General features: G+C 67.4%; 23 protein-coding genes. 6 read left to right on the forward strand and 17 right to left on the reverse strand.

Annotated elements, in window-relative coordinates:
• From ABD683_RS02275 to ABD683_RS02285, 3 genes are all read left to right on the forward strand, one after another.
• A partial coding sequence (locus ABD683_RS02275; protein WP_344766935.1) for a hypothetical protein occupies positions 1-310 on the forward strand: 310 nt, incomplete at its 5' end.
• 54 nt (positions 311-364) lie between these two features.
• The gene (gene secD / locus ABD683_RS02280; RefSeq protein WP_344766936.1) at positions 365-2,680 is read left to right on the forward strand and encodes a protein translocase subunit SecD; all 2,316 of its coding nucleotides are present in this window, start codon (positions 365-367) and stop codon (positions 2,678-2,680) included.
• 34 nt (positions 2,681-2,714) lie between these two features.
• On the forward strand, positions 2,715-3,803 hold the full coding sequence (locus ABD683_RS02285; protein ID WP_344766938.1) for a calcium:cation antiporter: 1,089 nt from the start codon (positions 2,715-2,717) through the stop codon (positions 3,801-3,803).
• 9 nt (positions 3,804-3,812) lie between these two features.
• Here ABD683_RS02285 and ABD683_RS02290 read toward each other — a convergent pair whose 3' ends face one another.
• From ABD683_RS02290 to ABD683_RS02370, 17 genes are all read right to left on the reverse strand, one after another.
• Entirely contained in the window at positions 3,813-4,451 is a 639-nt protein-coding gene (locus tag ABD683_RS02290) for a DJ-1/PfpI family protein (RefSeq protein ID WP_344766939.1), read from the reverse strand.
• Between the two features lie 43 nt (positions 4,452-4,494).
• Positions 4,495-5,535 carry an ABC transporter permease gene (locus ABD683_RS02295; protein ID WP_344766941.1) on the reverse strand — a complete coding sequence of 347 codons (1,041 nt, stop codon included), beginning with the start codon at positions 5,533-5,535 and terminating at the stop codon, positions 4,495-4,497.
• Positions 5,535-6,308, reverse strand: coding sequence for an ATP-binding cassette domain-containing protein (locus ABD683_RS02300; RefSeq protein WP_344766943.1), 774 nt, complete (start codon positions 6,306-6,308; stop codon positions 5,535-5,537). Before ABD683_RS02300 ends, ABD683_RS02295 begins: the two co-directional genes overlap by 1 nt.
• Before the next feature lie 186 nt (positions 6,309-6,494).
• A complete protein-coding gene (locus ABD683_RS02305) occupies positions 6,495-7,487 on the reverse strand; it encodes a sugar ABC transporter substrate-binding protein (RefSeq protein ID WP_344766945.1) in 993 nt (330 codons plus the stop codon).
• A gap of 26 nt (positions 7,488-7,513) precedes the next feature.
• Positions 7,514-8,458: an alpha/beta hydrolase gene (locus ABD683_RS02310; protein ID WP_344766947.1), complete on the reverse strand. Its 945-nt coding sequence runs from the start codon at positions 8,456-8,458 to the stop codon at positions 7,514-7,516.
• Positions 8,455-9,459: an alcohol dehydrogenase catalytic domain-containing protein gene (locus ABD683_RS02315; protein ID WP_344766949.1), complete on the reverse strand. Its 1,005-nt coding sequence runs from the start codon at positions 9,457-9,459 to the stop codon at positions 8,455-8,457. The genes ABD683_RS02310 and ABD683_RS02315 overlap by 4 nt, the downstream gene beginning before the upstream one ends.
• A gap of 203 nt (positions 9,460-9,662) precedes the next feature.
• A complete protein-coding gene (locus ABD683_RS02320; RefSeq protein ID WP_344766950.1) occupies positions 9,663-10,421 on the reverse strand; it encodes a DeoR/GlpR family DNA-binding transcription regulator in 759 nt (252 codons plus the stop codon).
• Between the two features lie 59 nt (positions 10,422-10,480).
• Positions 10,481-10,795, reverse strand: a complete 315-nt coding sequence (locus tag ABD683_RS02325; RefSeq protein WP_344766952.1) for a hypothetical protein — start codon at positions 10,793-10,795, stop codon at positions 10,481-10,483.
• The gene (locus ABD683_RS02330) at positions 10,792-12,039 is read right to left on the reverse strand and encodes an allantoate amidohydrolase (RefSeq protein ID WP_344766954.1); all 1,248 of its coding nucleotides are present in this window, start codon (positions 12,037-12,039) and stop codon (positions 10,792-10,794) included. Before ABD683_RS02330 ends, ABD683_RS02325 begins: the two co-directional genes overlap by 4 nt.
• Complete coding sequence (locus ABD683_RS02335; RefSeq protein ID WP_344766956.1) at positions 12,036-13,190, reverse strand: NAD(P)/FAD-dependent oxidoreductase; 1,155 nt, start codon at positions 13,188-13,190, stop codon at positions 12,036-12,038. The genes ABD683_RS02330 and ABD683_RS02335 overlap by 4 nt, the downstream gene beginning before the upstream one ends.
• On the reverse strand, positions 13,187-14,686 hold the full coding sequence (locus tag ABD683_RS02340; protein WP_344766958.1) for an amidohydrolase family protein: 1,500 nt from the start codon (positions 14,684-14,686) through the stop codon (positions 13,187-13,189). The genes ABD683_RS02335 and ABD683_RS02340 overlap by 4 nt, the downstream gene beginning before the upstream one ends.
• 227 nt (positions 14,687-14,913) lie before the next feature.
• Complete coding sequence (locus ABD683_RS02345; protein WP_344766960.1) at positions 14,914-16,662, reverse strand: CocE/NonD family hydrolase; 1,749 nt, start codon at positions 16,660-16,662, stop codon at positions 14,914-14,916.
• Positions 16,663-16,764: 102 nt separating this feature from the next.
• Positions 16,765-17,949: an FAD-dependent monooxygenase gene (locus ABD683_RS02350; RefSeq protein ID WP_344766962.1), complete on the reverse strand. Its 1,185-nt coding sequence runs from the start codon at positions 17,947-17,949 to the stop codon at positions 16,765-16,767.
• A 162-nt stretch (positions 17,950-18,111) separates the two neighbouring features.
• Positions 18,112-18,561, reverse strand: a complete 450-nt coding sequence (locus ABD683_RS02355; protein WP_344766964.1) for a PaaI family thioesterase — start codon at positions 18,559-18,561, stop codon at positions 18,112-18,114.
• A 45-nt stretch (positions 18,562-18,606) separates the two neighbouring features.
• The gene (locus ABD683_RS02360; RefSeq protein WP_344766965.1) at positions 18,607-19,827 is read right to left on the reverse strand and encodes a nitric oxide synthase oxygenase; all 1,221 of its coding nucleotides are present in this window, start codon (positions 19,825-19,827) and stop codon (positions 18,607-18,609) included.
• Positions 19,828-19,830: 3 nt separating this feature from the next.
• Entirely contained in the window at positions 19,831-20,421 is a 591-nt protein-coding gene (locus ABD683_RS02365) for a DivIVA domain-containing protein (protein ID WP_344766967.1), read from the reverse strand.
• The gene (locus ABD683_RS02370; protein WP_344766969.1) at positions 20,418-21,593 is read right to left on the reverse strand and encodes a globin domain-containing protein; all 1,176 of its coding nucleotides are present in this window, start codon (positions 21,591-21,593) and stop codon (positions 20,418-20,420) included. The genes ABD683_RS02365 and ABD683_RS02370 overlap by 4 nt, the downstream gene beginning before the upstream one ends.
• Positions 21,594-21,969: 376 nt before the next feature.
• Here ABD683_RS02370 and ABD683_RS02375 point away from each other — a divergent pair, with 376 nt between their 5' ends.
• From ABD683_RS02375 to ABD683_RS02385, 3 genes are read left to right on the forward strand one after another with little or no spacing between them, the layout of a single operon-like run.
• A complete protein-coding gene (locus tag ABD683_RS02375; protein WP_344766971.1) occupies positions 21,970-22,902 on the forward strand; it encodes an ABC transporter ATP-binding protein in 933 nt (310 codons plus the stop codon).
• A gap of 41 nt (positions 22,903-22,943) precedes the next feature.
• Positions 22,944-23,777, forward strand: a complete 834-nt coding sequence (locus ABD683_RS02380; RefSeq protein WP_344766973.1) for an ABC transporter permease — start codon at positions 22,944-22,946, stop codon at positions 23,775-23,777.
• A gap of 1 nt (position 23,778) precedes the next feature.
• Positions 23,779-24,021, forward strand: a complete 243-nt coding sequence (locus ABD683_RS02385; protein ID WP_344766975.1) for a helix-turn-helix transcriptional regulator — start codon at positions 23,779-23,781, stop codon at positions 24,019-24,021.
• Positions 24,022-24,047 lie beyond the last annotated feature (26 nt).

The raw sequence follows: 24,047 nt of genomic DNA on the forward strand, positions 1-24,047 counted from the left end.
GGCGCCAGGGCTCTTCGTCCTGGCACTCATCGCGCTGCTGGTCGTACCCGTCGGAAGCGCAGCGCGGCTGACCCAGCACCAGACGTCCGCAGGCCCGACCCAGTCGAAGGTTGCGGTCCCGGCCACACGCTCGCACCAGGCAGCGTCACACATCGACGTCTCGGACCGGTTCCAGCTCGATCCGGCGACGCTGACCGATCAGGTCGACGTGCCCCACATCGGTGCGGCCAGCACGATCGCCAGTCCGGCCCAGCCATTCGGCGACGCTCATCGAGGTGACGCGTTGGCTCGTGGACCTCCTGCTCTCTGAGCACGTTCCGCGACCTGCCACCCCGCCGTCCGGCGGCTCCTCGAAAGATCACCCATGCCCAGCCGCGCCCCTCTCTGGAGGGCGTTGGCCGCACTTGCGGTCCTCGCCATCACCCTGTTCCTCGCCCTGACCATGCCCGCCAAGCTCGGCCTCGACCTCAAGGGCGGCACGCAGATCGTCCTCGAGACCCAGGACACCGGTCGCGTGACGGCCGACGCCGAGGCGACCGACCGCGCACTCAGCGTCCTCCGCGGACGGGTCGACGCCCTCGGCGTCGCCGAACCGACCCTCGCCCGCTCCGGCGAGAAGCGCATCATCATCGAGCTGCCCGGCCTTCAGGACCCGCGGGAAGCGGCTCGCCAGATCGGCCAGACGGCGCAGCTCACCTTCCACGAGGTCATCTCCGTACCCGTCACGGAGACGACACCCGGCGAGGACGAAAAGCTCCTCGACGACGAGGACGGCAACCCGATCCTCGTGGGACCGACCCTGCTCGACGGCAACGGCGTCAGCGACGCCGAAGCCGTCACCGAGCAGCAGAACCTCGGGCAGTGGCTGGTCAACGTCTCGTTCAACGGTGAAGGTCGCAGCGGCTGGAAGCAGCTCGTCGCAGATGCCTGCGCCAACCCCAACGCCGGCAACCGGGTGGCGATCGTCCTCGACACCAAGGTGATCTCCTCGCCCGGCGTCGTCCCCGAGCTGTGCCGGTCCGGCGGCGGCACCTCGACCAGCATCAGCGGCGACTTCACGCAGCGCACCGCCAAGGACCTCGCCGTGCTGATCAAGGGCGGCGCCCTTCCCGTCGACGTCGAGATCATCGAGCAGCGCACGGTCGGACCGACGCTGGGCAAGGTCGCGATCGACGCATCCGTCGAGGCCGCCATCATCGGCGTGGTCCTCACCGGACTGTTCATCATGTTCGTCTACCGCCTGGTCGGCCTGCTGGCGACGGTCGCGCTCGGCACGTACGCGCTGATCTCCTACGGACTGCTCGTCTGGCTGGGCGCGACGCTGACGCTTCCGGGCCTGGCCGGATTCGTCCTCGCGATCGGCCTGGCGATTGACGCGAACGTCCTGGTGTTCGAACGGGCACGCGAGGAGTATGCGGCCCGCCAAGCCGCCGGCCTGTCGCCCGCGCTCAACACCGGCTTCAACAAGGCGTGGTCGGCGATCATCGACTCCAACGTCACGACCCTGCTGGCCGCCGCCCTGCTGTTCTTCTTCGCGTCCGGTCCGGTCAAGGGGTTCGGGGTCACGCTGTCGATCGGTGTGATCGCCTCCATGGTGTCCGCGTTGGTGATCGCCCGGGTGCTCACCGAGTGGGCGATGCGACGGTCGTTCGTCCGCGGCCGTCCGGCCCTCAGCGGGTTGTCGGGGGTCGGGCGCGTACGTACCTGGCTCAGCGAGAGCGGACCCAACCTCATGAGGCGCAGCGGCACCTGGATCGCCATCACGGCTGCCGTCGCCGTGGTGTCGATCGGCGGCATCGCCATGCGCGGCCTCAACCTCGGGGTCGAGTTCACGGGTGGCCGCCTGCTGGAGTACTCGACCTCCAGCTCGCTCGACGTCGAGGACGCACGAGTCGCCGTGAGCGACGCGGGATTCCCCACGGCCGTCGTCCAGGCCTCGTCCGGTGATGCCGGTGCCGAGAACATCAGCGTCCGTGTCGACGACATCAGCAACGACGAGGCCGTGCAGATCGAGGACGCGCTCGCATCCATCGCGGGCGACGTCGAGAAGGAACGCGACGAGCTGATCGGCCCGAGTCTCGGCAAGGAGCTGCGCGACAAGGCGCTGATCGCCTTCGCGATCGCGATCGCCGCCCAGATGATCTATCTCGCCTGGCGGTTCCGCTGGACGTACGCGGCCTCCGCCGTGCTGTCGATGGCGTCGGTCGTGCTCACCGTGGTCGGCGTGTTCGCGTGGTGGGGCAAGCCGATCGACGGCGTGTTCCTCGCCGCCGTGCTGTCGATCATCGGGCTCGCGGTCAACGACACGATCGTGGTGTTCGACCGCATCCGCGAGCACAATGCCGCCGAAGCTCGCGGCGACAACCGCAAGCGGCCACTGCGAGACGTCGTCAACGAGGCGATCCTGCAGACGATCCCGCGAACCATCAACACCGGCCTCGGGGCAATGTTCATCCTGGCGGCGCTCGCCGTGCTGGGCGGCGACTCACTCACGGACTTCGCTATCGCCCTCCTGATCGGGCTCTCGGTCGGCATCCTGTCGACCATCTTCACCGCCTCGGCGCTGGCGGTGGTCCTCGAGGAACGGTGGCCGTACGATTCCACGGCGCCGACCCGCAGGGTGATCGACCCGTACGCCAACGTCGACGACGGGAAGTCGACCGGAGGCGCTGTCCTGTGAAGCGGCGACCACGCATCGGTGCGAGGCTGGGCCCATGAGAGCGATCACCGACCGGTGGACCCAGGCCATCCCCCTGCTCGGCCTCGTCGTGTTCGCCGCCGCGTGGCAGCGGGACCTGTCCTGGTTCGGGGTCATCGCAGTCGCGGCGTTCCTCGCCGGAGCCGTCCTGGCGGCGGTGCACCACGCCGAGGTGATCGCCCACCGCGTCGGTGAACCGTACGGCTCGCTGGTCCTGGCCGTCGCGGTCACCGTCATCGAGGTCGCCCTCATCGTCACGCTGGTCACCAGCGGTGCGAAGGGCAGCGAGAGCCTCGCCCGCGACACCGTGTTCGCCGCGATCATGATCACCTGCAACGGGATCGTCGGGTTGTCCCTGCTCGCCGCCACACGCAACCGGCAGGTCGCGCACTTCAATGCCGAGGGCACCGGCAGCGCGCTGGCCGCCGTGGGCACCGTCGCCACCCTCTGCCTCGTCCTGCCGTCCTTCACCACGGGCGCATCGGGACCGGAGTTCACCCCGGGCCAGCTGGCGTTCGCGGCAGTCGCGGCGCTCGGCCTGTACTCACTGTTCGTCGCGATGCAGACCGTACGACACCGCGACTACTTCCTGCCGGCACCCACGACCGGCGGCACTGCGTCGGACGACGACCACGCCGCACCACCGACTGACGCTGCGGCGCTCGTCAGTCTCGGATTCCTCCTCATCGCACTCATCGCCGTCGTGGGCAACGCCAAGAACGTGTCCAAGCCGGTCGAAGAGGGTGTCTCCGCGGCCGGAATGCCACACGCCGTCGTCGGCGTCATCATCGCGCTGCTGATCCTGGCTCCCGAGTCGATCGCCGCAGTACGTGCCGCCCGTCGCCGACAGGTGCAGATCAGCCTCAACCTCGCGTACGGCTCGGCCATGGCGAGCATCGGACTGACGATCCCGGTCATCGCGATCGCGCAGATCTGGCTGGACGGTCCACTGGTGCTCGGCCTCGGCGAGACCGAGATCGTCCTGCTCGTGCTGACGCTGATCACCAGCGTGCTGACCGTGGTGCCCGGCCGCGCGACTCTCCTGCAGGGCGGCATCCACCTGTCGATCCTCGGCGCCTTCCTGTTCCTCGCGGCAAGCCCCTGATCCCCAGGGCTAGTCGGCGAAGCGACCCGACAGCACCCGCTTGGCGTTCTCGAGGATCTCTGGCGGCGCGGTTGACGTCGAGCCTGAGTTGTAGGGCGGCTCGGGCGCGTACTCAATGATGAGCTGGACGGTCTGGGCCACGTCGTCGCCCATCATCGTGCCGGCCAAGGTGAGCGCCAGGTCGATCCCGGCAGAGACGCCGGCCGCCGTCGCGTACTTGCCATCGATCACGACGCGGTCGTGCGATGGCGTGACCCCGAGCGCCGGCAGCTGCGAGAGAGCGCCCCAGTGAGTTGTCGCCGGCCTGCCCTTCAGCAGTCCCGTCGCCGCAAGGATCAGGGTGCCGGTGCACACCGATGTCGTCCACGTGCTCGTCTGATCGACCGCGCGCAGCCACTCGTGGAGCCTGCCGTCTTCCATGTTGTCCGACTGCCCCGGGCCGCCGCCGATGAGCACGACGTCCGGGCTGGTCACGTCGTCCAGGCTGGCCACGACGTTGATCGAGACGCTCTTCAGGTCATTGGTGACGAGACCGGGATTCTCGGCGACGAAGACCACTTCGGTGTCGGGAAGGCGTGCGAAGACCTCGTACGGGCCCATGACGTCGAGCGCCGTGAAGTTGGGATAGAGCACGATGGCAACCTGCATGGTGAAGCTCCGTTCGATGGAAGATGTACGTGGGTGGACGCGTTCAGCGCTTGCGGAAGATCCGCTCGCGACGCACGTGGTCGACGGCTACTGCGCTGACCAGGATCGCGCCGATGACGATGCTGTTGTACTGCGGCGGGATCTCGGTCAGGACGAGTGCGTTGTCGATCAGCGACAACAGCACTGCCCCGATCGCGACGCCCTGGATCGATCCCATGCCGCCCATGAGGCTGACGCCGCCGATGAGTACCGCCGTGATGACGATCAGCGTCGTGCCCGTGCCTCCTGCCGTCACCTGGCCGGCTCCGACACGCGCCGAGTAGATGATCCCCGCCAGGCCGGCAGTGACGGCAGCCAACATATACAGCGCGAGGTCGATCCGGGTGACTCTCAGGCCGTTGGCGACTGCCGCCTCACGATTGCCGCCAAGCGCTCGCACGTTGATGCCGAACCTGGTCCATTCGAGGAGGAACCAGAAGATGACTCCCACCGCGATCGCGATCAGCACGACATTCGGGATGCCGAGAATGCTCCCCTGGCCGATGTCCTGGACCACCTGCGGGAGGGGAAGGACGTCGTTGCCGTCGGTCACGAGATTGTCCACGCCGGTCAACATGTAGAACACGCCGAGCGTCGCGATGATGGGAGGTACGTGCCAGTACGTGATGACGAGATGGTTCAGCACCCCGATCGCACCCGCCAGGGCAAGTCCACCCAGCACCGCGGCAGGCCAGGGCACCGAGGACACCAGCATCTTGCTGGTCATCAGCGCCGACAACGTGAACACGGCTCCGGCTGAGAAGTCCAGGCCACCGCCGATGATCAGCAGCGCCGCACCGCAGCCCATCACGAAGTAGATGACCGAGCTGCGGAAGATCTCGGCGATGTTGTCCTCACTGAGGAACAGGCTCGATCGCATGGCAGCCGCTGTCCCGATCGCGAGGATGACGAGAATCAGCGTGGTCTCCTGCCGGGCGATCACCCCGCGGAACCAGTCCCCACGAGTTCTCTGGTCATCGGGGTCCGGCGCCTGCTTGGGTTCGTTGCCCGGTTTCGTCGTACGTCGAGATGCCACCGTGCTCATCACGCCACCTCCGTCGTCGGGGTGTCCCCCGGATTGGCTCCCGTGATCATGCCGACGATCTCGTCTCGCGACACGTCCGCGATTCGACGAGTGCCGACGGTGTTGCCAAGCCTCAGCACGGTGACCCGATCGGCGTGCTTGAACACGAAGTCGAGGTCGTGACTCACGCAGATCACGGCCTTGCCTGCCGTCCTGAGCTCGTCGATGATCCCGCCCACGTGAGCAGTCTCCTGGACTCCCAGCGCAGCAGTGGGCTCGTCGAGCAGGATGATCGGCTTGTCCATGCGTACGGCTCGGGCAATCGCCACGACCTGGCGCTGCCCGCCGGAGAGCAGTCCGACCGGGGTGCGGACGTTGCCCACGCGGACCTTGAGCTCGCGCAGGACCTGCGCGGCGTCCCGTTCCATCCGCTTGCGATCAAGCACCACGCCCAGCTTGCGGGGGAGGTTGCCGAGCGCCATGTTCTGCGCGATGTCGAGGCACTCCACGAGTGCGAGGTCCTGATAGACCACTGACACACCGTGCTGCTGGATGTCGGCTGCCGACCTGCGTTGAGACATCCTCTCGCCCTGCACGAGGACATCTCCACCGTCGGCCTCATGAATTCCGGTGATGATCTTGATTGCCGTCGACTTCCCGGCACCGTTGTCGCCGACCACTGCGTGGACCTCCCCCGCGTACGCCTCGAGCGAGACGTTCTCGAGGGCTGCGACCGACCCGAAGAACTTGCGGACGCCGCGAAGGCGAAGCGCGGGAACCTCGTCGGAAGACATCAGTGCCACCTCACAGCGATCGGGTTGTCGGAACAGACGCGAGCCCGCGTGCGATGCCGGATGACGATGGTGGGTGACATGGCTTCCTCCTGTGTGGACCTCGGCCGGCGAGCCGAGCATCGTGAATTCTCTTGAGTCCGGAGATCTCCGTGCTGGGGCAGCGTCACAGCTGCCCCAGCACGGCATTCAGCTCCAGCCCTTGTCCAGGTAGTCCTGCAGCTCGTCCTTTTTCGCCACGGCGACGTTGATCGGGATCGTCTTGGGCTCCTTGCCCTCAGCCTTGTCGACGACCGCGTTGGCGACGTCCTTGCCGAGGGTGCAGATGTCCTGCAGGAAGATCTGGCTGACGGTTCCTTCGTTGAGACCTTGGGAGCCGCCGTTGTCGACGCCAACCGCAGTGAGGAACGTCTTGCCCTTGAGCTTCTTGGCCTTGATCGCCGCGACCGCACCCGGCGTGGTGGTGCCCATGTGCGTCGCGATGTCGGTGATCTCCGGATGAGCGGTCAGCAGCGCATTGACCTGGGGCAAGGCCTTGGCTGCGTCGTCGCCGGTGTAGACCTCGCCGACGATCGTCACGTTGTCGGTCTTCTTGGCGGCGGCCTTGACGCCGTCGAGCCACGACTTTCCCAGACCGGTGTCGGCAGCTGCAACCAGGCCCACGACGTGCTTGCCGGGCCGCTTCGAGATCCCGTTGATCGAGGTCGCTCCGATCACTCCCCAGTCAGGACCGGCATTGACGTCCGCTCCGCTGTCCGCACCGCCAGGACCGTAGATCGTGCCTGTCACGATCCCCTTCTGCTGCGCCTGCTGGAGGACGGGCGCGAAGCCCTCACTTGCGGGGAACGTCACGATCGCACCGACCTTGGCCGAGATGGCCTGCTGGACCAGCTGCACCATCGCGGTCGCGTCGAGAGCTGACCCGCTCGGGCCGCTCGTCTTGAAGTCGACACCACGGTCCTCTGTCGCGTCCTTCATGCAGTCGCCCAACGTCTTCCACGTCGGATAGTTCGGCAGCGGGTTGACGAACTGGAGCGAGCTCAGCTTGCCGTCCTTGGGGGCCGACGAGTCACCGTCACTCGAGTTGGAACAGGCCGAGGTCACCGCTGCGATCATCGCGAGTGCGGGGACAACGACGGCCATGCGTGACCGGGTCTGACGCCGGGTTGATGGGTGGGTCATGATTTCTCCTAGTGTGAACCTCGGCGTCAAGCCGTGGTGATTCCCCGATGGATGAGGTCGTTGACGCTGTCTGTCAAGCGGGTGAACGCCCGGTCGGCTGCCGGAACGCGTGGAGCGAAGTCGAACCACGCGTGCACGAGCTCGGGATCGAGCTGGATCGTCACGGGGACACCCGCTTCCTGCAACCGTCTGGCGAAGTTCTCCTCCGAGGACCGCAGCCGGTCGTGCCCGGCGATCGCGATCACCACGGGCGGCAGTCCCTCCAGGGACGAGGCCCATCCCGGCAACGCATACGGCGAGCCCTGGGCTGGTTCGTGGCCGACGTACTGCGCCAGCAGGAACCGCAGGTCCTCGCGCGAGATCGGGACCTCGTCGCCCATCTCAACCATGCTGGGTGCGTCGATGTCATCGTCGATGCCGGGGTAGATGAGCACCTGGCCGTCGATGCGCGGGCCGTTCTCGTCGCGGGCCCGCAGGGCGGCGCACGCCGAGAGCGTGCCGCCCGCACTGTCGCCGGCAACCAGGAGTGGCAGCTCGGAGTACACGTTGCGAGCCCAGCTGATCGCGTCGTACGTGTCGTCGATCCCTGCCGGGAAGGGGTGCTCCGGAATCAGGCGGTAGTCGACCGACACGACCACACTGGTGGTGTCATGGCTGAGCCGACGCATGGCGAAGTCGGACATGTCGAGGTCACCCGTCATCCACGCGCCGCCGTGCATGAAGACGATGACCGCGGTGGGACTCTCGGGACTGTAGATCCGTACGGGAATGTCACCACCGCGGCCAGGCACCGTCTCGTCCGACACGTGATGGACTGCGACCGGGATCGCATCCTGGGTGAAGTACGCCATCGCATCACGTCCACCTTGACGGTGCTGCTCAGCGGTGAGGTCGGCGGCGACCACCTGCTCGGGTGGGCCAACCCACGCCAGCAGGTCGACGACATCGGGGTCGATGGGTGTCTCGTTCATGCCAGTCCTCCGGGTCGAATTGCGATCTTCAGTCCTGCGCCATCACGGAAGGTGCGGATCGCCTCCGCGTAGTCGTCGAGTGCGTAACCATGGGTGACGAGTGGGGCCAGCTTCTCGTCCCCCCACACCTGAGCCAGCCGATGTGCACGGTCGAAGCTGTTGTGAACCGCCATGCTGCCGATGACCGTGATCTCGTTGCGATAGATGTCGAACGGACGCAGCTTGACCATCGCGTCGGTCTCAGTGACACCGAAGCACTGGAAGACGCCGCCTCGGCGAACACGCCCGAGACCGTCCTCGATGGCCTCGACCACACCGGTGCAGTCGATGACCGACTCCCAGCGCTCGTCCGGGTCGACCTCCTCCGGCGATGACACGGCACGCATGCCGAAGCTCTCGGCGAGAGCGCGGCGAGAGGGGTTGGGCTCGATCACCGTGACGGGCTCGCTCGTCATGTCAGCCGCGAGGAGGCCCATCATCAGACCCATCGTCCCAGCTCCGTACACGAGGTAGCGGTCCTGCGGACGCCTCGGCAGTCCGTCGAACCCGTGGATCGCGCAGGCCAGGGGTTCCGTCAGCACGGCGCCGACATCGGAGACGTCTGCCGGCAGGTCATAGGCAAGGCCGGCGGGGACGCGTACGAGCTCGGCTGCGGCGCCGTCCGTCGTGACTCCCAGGGCCTCATAGCGCTCGCACAGGTTCGCCCTCCCGCGGCGGCACTCGGCGCAGGCGCCGCAGGGCATGTTGGGGTCAACCGTCACCAGGCGACCGATGCGAGCCCGGTCGATGTCGCCAGCGACGTCGACGACCTCGCCGTAGAACTCGTGGCCCGGCACGATCGGGTAGCGATCGTATGGCAGCTCGCCGTCGAGCAGATGGATGTCAGTGCCGCAGATTCCCGCACCGCGCACGGCCACCACCAGATCGCCTGGTCCGGGAATCGGGTCGGGCACGTCCTGCACCGATACGGTGCCGGGCTGCTCGATCACCACTGCGCGCATGAGGGCTCCTGTCCTGCCTGGCGTCTGCCGGGTGACATCATCGTGAGCCAGGCCACACTGACGGGCAATACACAGACGGGCCCTTTTGGTGCCTGATTGGTGACCGTTCTGGGCACCTTTCCTTGCTGGCAATCCCGAATCGACGCCCGGATCATGCCCGTATGGGGCCACGCGGGCGCCCGTACGCATGACCGGTCAGTGCGTCAAACTCGAACGACGGTCGGCCCGAGAGCGGCATAGCGGTCCGCCTCCGACTGTGACAGCTTGCGGTCGCTGACCACGACGTCGAGGTCGGCCACATCGGCGAAGTGGCAGAAGCTCGAGACGGCGAACTTGGCGCTGACACCCGTGAAGACCCGTCGCCGCGAGACCCTGACGGCTGTCTTCTTCACCTCGGCCACGGCTGGGTCGGGCGTGGTCAGCCCTCGCTCGCGAGAGATCGCGTTCGCGCCGATGAACGCGACGTCGATGACGAAGTTGCTCAGCATCTCGACGGCCCAGTGGTCGACGGTTCCCAGGGTGTTGCCTCGTACGCGCCCGCCCAGCAGGTAGACGGAGAACGCCTCACGGTCGGCCAGCATCGAGGCGATCGGCAGCGACGCCGTCACGACACGCATCCGTCGGTCCGGAAGGCCGCGCGCGATCATCTGCGGCGTGAACCCCTCGTCGATGAACAACGTCTCCGCATCGTCGAGATGGCGCACGGCCTCGGCGGCGATGCGACGCTTCTCGTCGACGTGCGAGACCTCCCGCGTCTCCAGGTTGGACTCGTACGCAGCGGTCTCGACCGGGAACGCCTGCCCGTACGCGCGTCGGATCAAGCCGTGCGTCTCCAGCACCGTGAGGTCTCGCCGAATCGTCTCGACCGACACGTCGAGCGCCTCGACGAGGTCCGCGACGGCGACCGACCCACGAGCACGCGCGATCTCCAGGACCTGTCGCTGTCGCTCTTTGGGGATCACAGGACGACCGTAGCCGCCAGATCTCATCAACTGTGACACTTTGCGTCCTTCTCGTCCGCTCAGCGATCTGCGACGAGCTCCGCCGGCGCGTCAGCCACCGCAACGCCGCGGACGTCCAGCGCGGCGTACAACGTCGCGTCGACCACGTCCACGAGTCCTTCCAGCGTCCTCAGGACCGTCTCCGCCTGACGGGCCGTGGACCGGAAGGTCGCACTGAAGACCCGACGATCATGACCCGGCCGCGAGAGCTCGGCCTCGACGACATCGACACCACGCCGATGCAGCACTGAGGCCATCGAGAGCAGGTTTGCCCGTGCGCCGCCCGGCACCATGGCAACTGTCACGACGAACAGTGATTCACACGGGCTGTTCATGCCGCACCTGCCTTCGCATTGGCGCCAAGCAAGTCCTGGAGGACGGCCGCCAACGCCGCCGCACCCAGCTCCGCATCCGACTCCTCGATCTGCTCCTCAGGAGAGTGGGAGATCCCCGTCGGGTTCCTCGTGAAGAGCATCGCGGTGGGAACGACCTCAGCCAGCACGCCAGCGTCATGCCCGGCGCCGCTGCTGAGCGTCGGCGCATCGGGCAGGACGCCGGCGATCCGCTCTCTCAGCCGGTGATCGAAGTCAACCGATGGACCGTACGACTCCTCGACGATCGCGACCGTGCACCCTTCGGCTGCCGCAGCCACCTGTGCCCGCTCGACGATCGTCGCGACCAGCTCGGCAGCCACCCCGTCGACCGGATGACGCAGGTCGAGCCACATGTCGACGCGCGATGCGATGACGTTGGTCCCGCCCGGCACCGCCTTGATCCGGCCCACGGTGGCACGAGCGCCGTCGACGGTACGTGCGACATCGCGTACTGCCGCGACGATGGCGCCAGCCGCGACGATGGGATCCCGGCGATCCGACATCGACGTGGCGCCGGCATGGTTTCCCTGCCCCGCCACGGTGAGCCGCCACAGCCCATGCCCGATGATCGAGGATCCGATCGCGACCGGCTGGCCGAGATCGATGAGGCCCCTCCCCTGCTCGACGTGAAGCTCGACGAACGCACCGATTCGACCAAGCGTCTCCTCGTCTCGGCCGAGGTGGGCGGGATCGATCCCGACGGCGGTCAACGCCTCACCGAAGGTCATCCCATCTGCGTCCCGCAGGCCGAGTGCGCGATCGGGCGAGATGGCGCCCGTCATCAGCTGGGATCCCAGGCATGCCTGGCCGAAGCGCCCGCCTTCCTCCTCCGGAATCGCCACAACTGCCAGGGCGCGGTCGAAGGTCAGACCGGCGGCCTCGAGCAGATCGACTGCCACAAAGGCCGACGCGATGCCCAACGGCCCATCGAACTCACCGCCACCGGGAACCGAGTCGAGATGACTCCCCGTGACGACGGCCCGCTCGAGTGACGCTCCCGGATCGGAGCGCCACGCCCAGAGGGCGCCATTTCGGTCGGTCTCCACGTCCATCGACCTTCGCGAAGCCTCCCCGACAAACCACTCCCGCAGCTCCAGATCGGCCGCCGAGTAGGTGAATCGTGAGTATCCGCCACGGCGGGCGTCACGCCCGACGTCGCGAACGTCGTCGAGGAGCTGGCTGACCGTCGCAGGTGCTCGGGTCACAGGTCAGCCCCACTCATCTGCCCGAATCGTGACGGCGAGACACGATCGGGTTGCAGTCCGAGCGTCAGCACGTCCTTGGGCTGTTCGTCGCCCACGATCGCGGCCGCCGCGAACCTGGCCAGTGCCGGCGAGGTCTGGACGCCATAGCCCGCTTGACCGGCCAGCCAGAAGAAGCCGGCCACGTCGGGGTCGGCGCCCACCACAAGGTTCTCGTCGGGACTGAAGGTTCGCAGTCCCGCCCAGGACGTTCGGACCGAGCGCGCGGGGATCGTCGTCACCTCGCGGATCTCGTCGAGGGAACGCGCGATCTCGAGGGTGTCCGGCCGCGCATCGACAGGCTTGCTGATCGTCTTGTCCGCGGGCGAGCACAGCATCTGATCGCCTTCGGGTTTGACGTAGAAGGATTCGTCGACGTCGTACAGCATCGGTAGGCGCTCGAGCGCGACGTCCTCCGGTGCAGCCGTGGTGAACGCGGTGCGCCTTCTCGGCACGAAACCGAGAGGTCGTACACCTGCCACTGCGGCGACGTGGTCGGCCCACGCGCCAGCCGCATTGACGACCGTGGTTGCGCTCACCCAGCTGCCGTCACCCAGGCTGACGGTCCACCGGTCGCCGACCCGTTCGATCTGCTCGACCCGGCAGCCCCGCCGCACACTGCCTCCGCGGCCACGGAAACCGCGCACGAAGCCCTGGTGGAGCGCGTCAACGTCCATCTCCATCGCGGACGGCTCGTACAGCCCGGCCTCGATCACGCCAGACCTGACGATGGGGCAGAGGTCCCGCGCTCTGGCCTCGTCGACGAGCTCGACATCGCCGACGATTCCGCTGACGTCGGCGAAGACCTCCTTGACGACGTGTCCACGCCCCATCCGGGCGACCTGCATCAGCGGACGGCTTCTCAGCAGCTGGGACTCGAACTCAGCCGGTGGAGACTCAAGGAACTCCCGACTTGCCATGGTGAACGCCCGGACATCAGCTCCTCCGTACGTCTCGAGGAACATCGCCGCCGACCTGCCGGTCGCGTGGTGGCCGAGCGTCGACTCCATGTCCACGAGGAGCACGTCAGCCACGCCGGCCAGCTCATAGGCAACCGAGGCGCCGGCAATCCCCCCGCCGATCACGAGGACGTCCCACTGCTTGTCCGTGGTCATGGTTCCGCCCACACAGGTCGTCCCGGGAACGCCTCGTGGTCCAGCTGCCCTTCGCGAACCACCGACTCTCCGTTCACGATGACGTGCACGATCCCTTCAGACGGGCGTACCGAGTCGTGGTACGTGGCTGCGTCCGTGACTCGGTCCAGGTCGAAGATCACCAGGTCCGCGTCGCACCCCGGCTGGATCCTGCCCTTGCGCCGCATCGCCGGGACCATGCCCTCGACGACGCGCGCCGGGGCAAGGCTGCACTTCGCAATCGCCTCCGCGAGCGTGAGCATTCCGGTCTCGCGAACGGCGACCCGCAGGGTGCGGGCGAAGGTACCCGCGCTGCGCGGATGGGTGCGGACGAATGCGGGTGGTGGCCACTGCATCGGGTCGTAGGCATGGCCTGGCTCGATGACGAACGGCACGGCATCAGAGGCAATCACGGCGCCGGGGAGGCCGACGAGCTGAGCGAGTCGTTCCGGCTGGCTCTCCTCGTCGAAGGACTTGATGAAGGCCAAGCCGGACGGGTCGGTCGCCCGGAGGTCGAGCAACCGGGCAACCGATGCCACCGTCTCCCCGGTGGCTGCATAGATCACATCCTGCGGCGTGCCCGTCGCGCCGAGGACGTGCAACCGGTCGGGGTGGAAGTAGTCGGCGCCGATCGCGGTCATGCCCGAGCCGTACGGATAGACCTCGCTGGTCACCCTCGCGCCCTCGGTGCGGACGGCCTCGACCAGACGGTGGACGCGGTCGAGGTGCCGGGTCGACGTGGAGTTGACGTGGCAGAAATGCATGTGGACGCCAGTCTCCGCCGCAACCCCGGTCAGCTCCTCAGCGCCATCGACGACGACCTCCGCGTCCTGCTCGACCAGCGGCCGCGCATGGGTGAAGGTCGGGACTCCAGCCGTTGCCGCGAGCCCGGCAACGGCGAGGAACTCAGCGGGGTCGGTCTCGGGCGCGTACCCGAGCAGCACGCCGATCCCGAGCGCGCCGTCAGCCAGCTCCTTCTCCAGCAGGTCCAGCATCGTGCCGACCTGACGGGGAGTGGCAGCAGAGCGCCAGGCGGCAGAGCCGAGCCCGTGCTGGAATCCGTGGGCTCCGCCGCTGAGCGCTTCGCCCGCGACGACGTGTCCGCGAATCGACGCCCATGAGGCTGAGTATCCGTAGTTGATGGGACGACCTTCCTGGGCCGCCCGCTTGTACGCGACTGACACCGGAGCGACCCCGGCTTCGAGCTCGAGCGCCGTCGTGACACCGTCGAGCGCCTGCAGCCGGCACTCGCCAATGGCCTGACCGTGGCTGTGCAGGTCGACGAACCCGGGAGCGACGACCAGCCCGTGCGCGTCGATCCGTTGGCGACCGATCAGCGGCTCGACCGACACGGCAACGACGCGGTCCCCGGTGATACCGACATGGCGAACGCCATCGAGCCCGCTCTCAGGATCGACGACACGTCCGCCCTCGATCACGAGGTCGTACTCGGCACCGTCCTGTGCTTGCTCGGCCATGACATGTGGGGCTTCCGACGAGGTATGAGATGGGCTTGCGCCTGATCATCATCTGGATCAGCTGCGGCGACAATGCCACGCGACCGCGTTTTCGTGACCGGTTCATGGAGACCGAGTGTCGCGTTCCAGTCACGAACCGGTCACGCACGGGCGCCACACCGACCGCACCCACGGCCACGGTCGCCCGTTTCGATGGCCGGTTGGAGCCACCATGCCCGTTCATGGACCTACTGGAGCGCTGCCGCCAAGTCACTTCCGGGTGCAGTCGGGAACATCAGCCTTGTGCCGGACGAGCCGCCGATGCTCACGGTGTTGAGCGACGGGAGCGTCGGCAGGGAGAGTGCCGACTGGCCGACGATCGAGAGCTGGATCCGGTGGCCGGCCTCGAACCTGTTGCCGATCGGCCAGAACTCGACGTGGTAGTCCCTGGCGACGAGCGGCAGCGCGGGCTTGAGCGTGGAGTAGTCGCCGTACGGCTGGACCAGCTCTCCACCGGAGTGGAGCGACTTCGAGGCGATGACGTCAGGGAACGCGGTGTTCAGGCGTCCGACCGCCATCGGGTGCGCCTTCCCGTCCGGAGACACGTCGGAGATCACCGCCCAGATACTCGTCGTTGGCGTCAACGAGCTGAGCCGTACGTCCAACGTTGCCGGGCCAGCCGCCGTGACCGGTTGGCTCAACGGCTTGGACGTGTAGGTCAGTCCGGTCAGGTTGGAGACGTCCATCTCGGTCAAAGCCGGAACGAAACCGAAGAAGTTGTTGAGCGGTCCGCCGAATCCGCCACCTGTCGTGGCGATCGTGTTGGGGTCCGTGTTCGTCGGCACGGAGGTGACTGCCGGATAGATCTGACGGGACACGGCAGCATCAGGCCCGCTGATCGAGAGGCTGCCGTCATTCAGTGATTTCGCGACCCCGGCCTTCGTCCTCGACAGGCTCAGCTCCGACCACGTCGTGCCGGGGAGGGGCCAGTCGTCCCCATCGACCGTGACGTACTTCCCTGCGAGCATGTCCTCGCGGTCACCGTTGGCCAGCAGCAGCTGCACGGCAGGGTGCGACTCGACACCGTTGTCGACCCCGCGTACGTAATGGTCGAACCATTTCTCGATCTCGGCGACGCCGTTGTCGGTGCCCTTCGGCGCCCCGTCGTGTCCACCGACCACCAGCAGGTGGGTGTCGACACCGTCCGCCCGGAGCTGCTGGAACGCTTGGTAGTCGCCGCGGGGCTCGACGTCGAAGACACCGTCGACCAGCAGGGTCGGGATGTTGTTGGCGTTGCCGCGGAACCCACGCTCGCGCCAGAACGTGTCGAGCGTGGGGTGAAGCAGCCCGGCGCCGAGGCCGGAGCTGAGCAGACCTGTGACGACATCGAGCGCCGACGACGGATTGCGAGCCAGGCGCTGCGGACCCTGGGCAAGGGCGAGCCCACCGATCCCAGCGAGCACTGCCAGGCCCGGCACCGAGTTCGGCACACCTCCAGGCATCAGCAGGTCGCGGTACAGCTCGAACGTGCCTGACCGCAGTACAGCTGCCTTCACGCACGGCAGCGTCTGGTGCAGGGAGTTGAAGACGATGATCGCGCTGGCGGAGAAGCCCGCGAGCGCCAGCTCGCCATTGCTCCACGGCTGGCTGCAGGCCCAGGCCAATGCGTCGACCACGTCCTTCTGCGACTTCGGTCCGAGCACGTCGAACGAGCCGTCGCTGTCACCCGTCCCGCGGACCTGCACTGCGAGATAGTTGTATGCGGGTCCGGCGGTGAACGACGCGCCGGACTCTCCGTACGGCGTGAACTCCACGATCGTCGGGCGAGGAGTCGTCGCGTCGTTGCCCGAGAGGGTGGCGGCCAGACTCGTACCGTCCGACGTCACGATCCGTAGTGCCTGCGACGCCGCGTGCGCGCTGCTGACGGGAAGCGCAGCTCCAACCACCACCAGGAGGGATGCCACTGCGGCGCTGATCGACACGCGTACACGACTCATGGCGGACTCCTGGGGTGAGCGGGTCTGACCACGCGAGTATTTCCCAGCGCCCCGGAAATGTAAATGGCAGTTACACCTACCGCCGGTGCCGGAAGGGCAACCTCAGGCGCGACGGTCGGGCAGGCCCTCGTACGCCGGCAGCTCCGGGCCGTTGACGGCGCGGTTGATGAGATCCATCATCGCGTCCATGTCGGGCTCCGGGGCGGGCTCGGCGCCCGGGTCCGCGGTCAGCATCTCGACGTGCATCCGGCCGATCTCCTGGTTGGCCAAGACGTACGCGCGCATCCGCTCCTCGTACCGGGCGAACCCGACCGCGGGGTCCCAGTCAGCGGCAGCGAGCTCACCGGCCAGCATGTAGGCACCCACCAGCGCCAGCCCGGTGCCGGCGCCAGACATCGGCGACGCGCTGTAGGCGGCATCACCCAGCAGCCCCACCCGGCCGCTCGACCACGTGTCCATCACGACCTGGGCGACCTGGTCGAGGTAGAAGTCCGGCGCGACGTCGAGATGCGCGAGGATCTGCGGCGTCAGCCAGCCGACTCCCGCCATCTGCTCGCGGAGCAGCCGCTTCTGGGCGTCGACGTCGCGGTAGTCGATGTCGAAGTCCTGCGCCGGGAACGACAGCATCGCGATCGCCTGGGCCGCGTCATGGATGGGGCGCAGGCCGGCTGACCGGCCGCCCTCGTGGTAGTCGAGCATCCAGCGGTCGAGCCCGAACTCGTTGGGGACGCTGTAGAACGCCAGCACCAGTCCAAGGTGTCGGACGAACTGCTCGCGCGGACCGAAGACCATCGCCCTCAGTGCCGAGTGCAGTCCGTCGGCCCCGATCACGAGCTCGAAGCGTCGCCGGTCGCCGCTCTCGAAGGTGATGTCCACACTGTCGGCGTCCTGGGTGAGCTGGGCGATCCGGTCGCCGAAGACGTACTCCACGTCATCGCGTGTGTCGTCGTACAGGACCTGGGCGAAGTCGCCGCGCAGCACCTCGATCTCCGAGATGTAGCCGTCGCCGTCGTTCTCCGCCGCATCGAAGGTCTCGAGCACCGTGCCGTCTGCGTCGACGGTGTAGGCGCCTGCCGTGTCGGTGCACACCGCCCGGACAGCGTCGTCCAGGCCCATCCGGCGGATCGCCTCCTTGGCCACCCCGCGCGCGTCGACGGCCTGTCCACCGGGTCGCAGTCGGGGCGACTGCTCGACGACCGTGACGTCAGCGCCTCGCCGGTGGAGCCAGTGCGCCAGCGCGGGTCCCGCAATGCTCGCACCTGAAATCAGCACTCTGTTGCCAGCCATGATGTCCCCTTCTCGCCCGTCCACCGACGGGTCCTGAGCGTACGAGACAGCCGACCGACCGCCTCTCACCTGTGCGACGAACGGGTGACCCGGGATACGACAGCCGCTGCAAAACATTCTGGAACCGCCGCTCGCGCGCTCCTCCCCCACCGTCGTACGGCGTCAGCCCATCACCCTCATCTGGTAGAAGCCACGGGTGCGCGCAACGACCGTGCCGGCCTCGTCGGTGACCTCGGCGACCAGCTCGTAGTTCGACTTGCCGGTCGCGATGGCCTCGGCCTGGACCCGGTCGAACTCCGCCTCCGACAGCGTGGTTCGTGCCGTCACGGCGGTCGTCGCGGGCCGGGAGAAGTCGATCTCGAGTCGCTTGACGAGCGGGACGCCACCGGGCACGTCCATGAAGCCAGCCATCAGACCGCCGAGCACCTCGGCCACTGTGAACAGGCATCCGGCATACATCGCCCCGAAGTGGTTGACGTTCGGCTCGGCCGGTATGCGCGCGGTGGCGCTGTGCGGCGTCACCTCGAGCACCTCGAGGCCCATCGCGTCCAGGATCGGGATCATGGTTCGTGCCAGGGCAGTCAGCTCGGCCGGGGTCGCTGGTTCGGTCATGCTCGAAAACTAGACCCTTCGCCGCCGACGGGCGAACACGCCCGTTCAGCCGAAGGCCGGTGGGGAACCCTCGAGGGCACGACGGGTGGCGTCGTCGTCGCCGAAGAAGTTGGGCACGAGGTCCTCGGTGTCGTAGTAGCGGTGGAACACCGGGGTCTGCGATCCGGACATCGGTGGCACGATCCAGCTCCAGTCGGCGGGGCACCGGCGGCCTGCCCGCTCTTCCTTGCCCAGGTGGGTGAGGAACCTGCTGGACTCGGTGTGGTGGTCGCTGATGGTCACGCCGTTCACCTGGAACGAGTGGAGCACCGCACGGTTGATCTCCACGAGGGCCCGGTCGCGCCACAGGGTCGCCTCGTTCGAGGTGTCCAGCCCCATCCGTTCAGCCACGGTCGGGACTAGGTCATATCGGTTGCTGTCGCCCAGGTTGCGGGCACCGATCTCGGTGCCCATGTACCAGCCGTTGAACGGTGCGGCTGGATAGGACACTCCCCCGATCTCCAACCGGTTGTTGCTGATGACCGGTACGGCGTGCCACCGCATGCCCAGCTCGGCAAACCAGGAGAACTCGGGATGCTCGAGCGGGACCTCGTGCACCGCGTCGCTCGGGAGGTCGAACATCTGCGGCCCCTCCTCGACGGTCTCCACCACGAGCGGGAGCACATCGAAGGCCCCCCGACGCTCGGGTGATCGCCATCCGCGCCGGATCAGCTTGCTCGTGAACGTGTGATAGCGGGGATCACCGAGCACGCGCCCATTGCGCTGGCCGTAGCCGGCGTAGCGGATGAGCTGCTCGTTCCAGATCCTGGGCGCCGGAAGCGAAGGACCTTCCGGCGCGAACACGCTGATCATCGGCCGGATCTTGCCACCGCTGTTGGCGGCTCGCAGGTGGTCGAAGCAGTGTTCGGCAACGCCGGCAGCGTCCGACACGCCACGCAGGTCGCGTACCTGCAGGCTGTTCCAATAGAGCCGGCCAATGCACCGGGCGTTGTTGCGCCAGGCGACGCGGGCGCCGAAGGCCAGCTCCTCCGGGGTGTGCCAGTAGGTGCCCGTCGAGTCGATCTCGCGCATGACCGACGCCATGCGCCGCGCCACTGGCCCTGCTCGGCGGTTCTCGGCATGGAACATCTCGAGGAACTCAGCCGCCGCAGCCCGATCCGTCTCGGCCCCGCCCCTGCGGGCCGTCGACTGCTCGACAGGTCCGGACGCGTCAGTCGCCCCACTCGTCGTTGTCGCGCCTGCGACCTGTCCCCCGAGAGTCGTCATGTCTCAGGCAGTGCCCTGCGAGCCCGGGCGGCTCCCGTTCTGGAAGCGAACCTGCCAGTCACTCATGCCATCGGGTGACTGACCGTTCGTACGAGGTGGCACTGTCGTTGCGTCAGACAGTGGAGTGATCCCGAGTCGGTCGACATCCTTGGCGAACGTCTCCATGATCGTCTGCATCTGGGCCTGGGCCGCACGGGCATACGAACGAACCTGCTCACCTGCGGTGTTCAGGGCATCCTGGACGATCTCGCGCTCGCGCGCGCGTGCCTGTTCGACACGCTCGCGCGCGTCGCGACCCACGTCCTCGGCCATCTCCTCGGCAACAAGCTGCGCCTGGCTGAACATCTGGACGACCTGGTCGCTCACCCGGTCCCCCACGTGCTCGTAGTCGTAGATCTCGGCCTGGGCGCGCTGGAGCTCGGCCCGGGTGTCCCGGAGATCGCTCTCCATCGCCTTGACCTGGTCGGCCACGCGATCGAGAAACGCGTAGACCTGGTCGGGGTCGAGGCCCCGGATCCCGCGATCGAACGACGCGGCTCGGATCGAGGCGGGTGTCTGATAGCGCGAATTGGCCCAGTCGTTGCTGTTCGTCATCTCGTGTCTCCTGACCTGGTCAACGGTGCCGCCACGGTCTGTTGATCCGCTGCCGCGTAGTAGAAGTGCTCGTACGTGATGTGCTCCGGGTGCATGCCCGCGGAGGTGAGCTCCCGGAGCGTGTGCCCGACCATCTCCGGGCCACCGCACACCATTGCCTTGCGGCCGTGCAGCGCCTGCCTGGCCGCAACCGTTCCGACCTTGCCGCGGGTGCCGGGATAGGACGCGTCGTCCGAGACGACCTCGGTGTAGTCGAACCACGGACGGGAGTCGGCCAGCTCGCGCAGTCGCGGGCGGTCGTACAGGTGCCACGGCATCCGTACGCCGTGCAGGAGGTGCACGCGCGGTCCAGAGCCAGAACGTGCCCATGCCTGGCTGATCTGCTCGATCACGGCGCGGAGCGGAGCCAACCCGGTTCCACCCGCGATCATCAGGAGGTCGCTCGGGTCGTCAGCGCGCCAGGTGAGCCGCTCGCCAACGGGCGCTCCCAGCTTGACGGTGTCGCCCACCTCCAGCGATCGCACGACCGCCATGCTGACCTGACCGCCGTCGATCTGCTGGACGTGCAGGTCGATCGATCCGTCCTGACGGGGAGCGTTCGCGGGGCTGTAGTAGCGCCACTGGCGTGGGCGTTGCGGGATCTCCATCGACAACGACTGCCCGGGCAGATAGGCGAACGCGATCCTGGGCCGGACCGTCAGCAACGTCAGGTCGACGGTTCGCCGCTCGAGCGAGACGACGTCGGCATCCCACCAGTCGGGAGTTGATTCAGAGGAGGTCTCCGCCGCCTCGACCATGATCCGGGCGATCACCTGGTAGGCGGCCGTCCACTGCGCAGCGAGGTCCTCGTCCCAAGCAGGCCCCAGGAAGTGCTTCAGGGTCGCGCACAGGGACGCGCCGACCGCGTCATAGTGCTCCGCGACGACGGCGAACTTGCGATGGTCGCGGCCGAGATGTCGCAGGAAGTCCGCATCGTCCTCGATCCGGTCGGCGTGGCTCACGATCCGGCCGAGCGCGCTGACGAACTTGTCGCGCTGGCTCGCCATGGAGAGCGGGAACATCGACCGCACCTCGGGGTGTGACACGAAGATGTAGGAATAGAAGTAGAGCGGCACCTTCTCGCCGTGCCGTGTCACCCGGTCCCAGCTGTCCTGCAGGTCGCGTGCCGTCATGCGGCTTCGCCCATCGGTGTCGACTCGACGGACGATTCGCCGGGCTCACCGAACGACATGCGGCGTCGGTCGTCGGCCTCGTGAGCCGATGAATGTTGCGTCGACAAGGGTTCCCTCCCCGGTCTATCTCAATTCAGCCCTTCTCCCTGTCCATCCGGCCGAAACCGGCGGGACAGAGTCGTCTCCCAACGATTGCCGTCCAGCGGGTCTCTCCGTCGGACAGCCAAGAAAGGCACTCCCACCCGCAACCCTACCGGTGTGCCGGTCAACCTCACTCGAGCTCATCTTCGCCATGGACGGTCGTCCCCCTGTGCTGACGAGCTCGTACCGGCGGCCAGCACGCTCCGTCTGTAGCATTTATGCTACGTTTTGTTCCATGGCTTTTGAGCGACCCGAGTCGGATCCCGTGATCTCCGTGCGCGACCTCCGCATGAGCTACGGCGACCACGTCGTGCTCGACGGAGTCACGTTCGACGCCCAGCCCGGCGAGGTCCTCGCACTGCTGGGACCCAACGGCGCCGGCAAGAGCACGACCATCGAGATCCTCGAAGGTTTCCGCAACCGGTCCGACGGCGAGGTCTCGGTCCTCGGCCTCGACCCGGCCGTCGCGGACGAGACGTGGCGGGCACGGCTCGGCATCGTCCAGCAGTCCTGGCGCGATCACGGGCGGTGGGGCGTACGCCAGCTGCTCACCCACCTCGGCGCCTACTACGCACCCTTCTCCACCCCCGCTCGGCCGCGCCCCATGGACGTCGACGAGCTGCTGGCGACCGTCGGCCTCACCGAGCACTCCGGCCAGAAGGCCGGCTCGCTGTCAGGCGGGCAGCGCCGCCGCCTCGACGTCGCGATCGGCATCGTGGGCAAGCCCGACCTGCTGTTCCTCGACGAGCCGACCACGGGCTTCGACCCTCAGGCCCGGCGGGACTTCCACGACGTGGTGCACCGACTCGCTGATCTCGAGGGCACCACGATCCTGCTGACGACCCACGACCTGGACGAGGCCGAGAAGCTCGCCGATCGCATCCTGATCCTCGCCGGTGGACGCATCGTCGCCAACGGCAGCGCCGCCGAGCTGTCACGCGAGGTCGAGGGACGTACCGAAGTGCGGTGGAGCCAGGACGGCGAGCATTTCGTACACGCCGCGGACGATGCCACTCGCTTCGTACGCGAGCTCTTCGAACAGCACGGCGACGCCATCGGCGAGCTCGAGGTCCGCCGCAGCACACTGGAGGACAGCTACATGACCCTGGTCCACCGTTTCGAGACCGACCCCACGGCAGAAGTGCAGCCCTTGGAGGTAGTCCGATGAGCACCACGAGCCTGGGGCCGTCAAACCCCATCCTTCATTCCATGCGTCTCGGCATGCGACGCGGCGGCATCGAGATGATGCACAGCCTGACGAATCGCGCCGACCAGATCTGGATCGTCGTGATGAATGGCATCTTCGTCGGCGTGCTCATCCTGCAGCGCAACTCCGACCTCGGCGGCACCGGCTACTCGCTCGCGGTTGCCACGCTTCCCGGACTCATCGGCATGAACGTCGTCATGGGCGGCTGGATGGGCACCGCACAGATGCTCGCCGTCGAGCGCGAGGACGGCACGCTCTTGCGCGCCAAGTCGACACCGCACGGGATGCTCGCCTACCTCGTGGCCCGCGTGACCCTGGCGGTCCTCAACACCGCTCTGGGCCTGGTGGTCTTCCTGATCGCCGGGTTGTTCCTGCTGCCGGGACTCACCGACGTCCCGCTCACGGGCTGGCTGATGCTGCTCGGCGTCTTCCTGCTGGGCATGCTCGCCACGATGCCCTGGGGTGCCGTCGTCGGCGCTTCCGTGAAGTCAGCGGGCGCGGGATTCGGGTTGACCTTCCTGCCGATGATCGTGCTGATCGCGATCTCCGGGATCTTCTACCCGATCACCGGTATGCCCGACTGGCTCCACCCGATCGCCCAGGTCTTTCCGGTCTATTGGCTGGGCGCGGGCATGCGTGACGCCCTGCTTCCGGAGGCCGCCGCGGCGGCCGAGCTGGGTGGACAGTTCCACACGATGACGACGTTCGGCGTCCTCGGCGCCTACGCCATCCTCGGCCTGCTGGTCGCGCCCCGGGTGCTGCGAGCCATGGCCCGCAAGGAGTCTGGTTCCGCCGTCGAGAGCCGCAAGGCCAAGGCGATGCAGGGGTGGGGTTGACATGGCACCCAGCAGCGAGTTCGTGCACCAGCGCATCGCGATGCTGCGCGCCGAGCGGGGCATCTCGCGCCGCGACCTGGCCGATGGCGTCGGTGTGCACTACCAGACGATCGGCTACCTCGAACGCGGAGAGTTCAGCCCCAGCCTGCACCTTGCGCTCAGCATCGCGGCCTTCTTCGAAGTGCCGGTCGAGGTCATCTTCTCGCTTGAGCAGTTCCCCCGTCTCGGTGAGCGAACTGCCTGAGGCGGCAACGCCAGTCGGTCCAGACC

It is taken from the genome of Aeromicrobium panaciterrae (assembly GCF_039537165.1).
Lineage (GTDB): Bacteria > Actinomycetota > Actinomycetes > Propionibacteriales > Nocardioidaceae > Aeromicrobium > Aeromicrobium panaciterrae.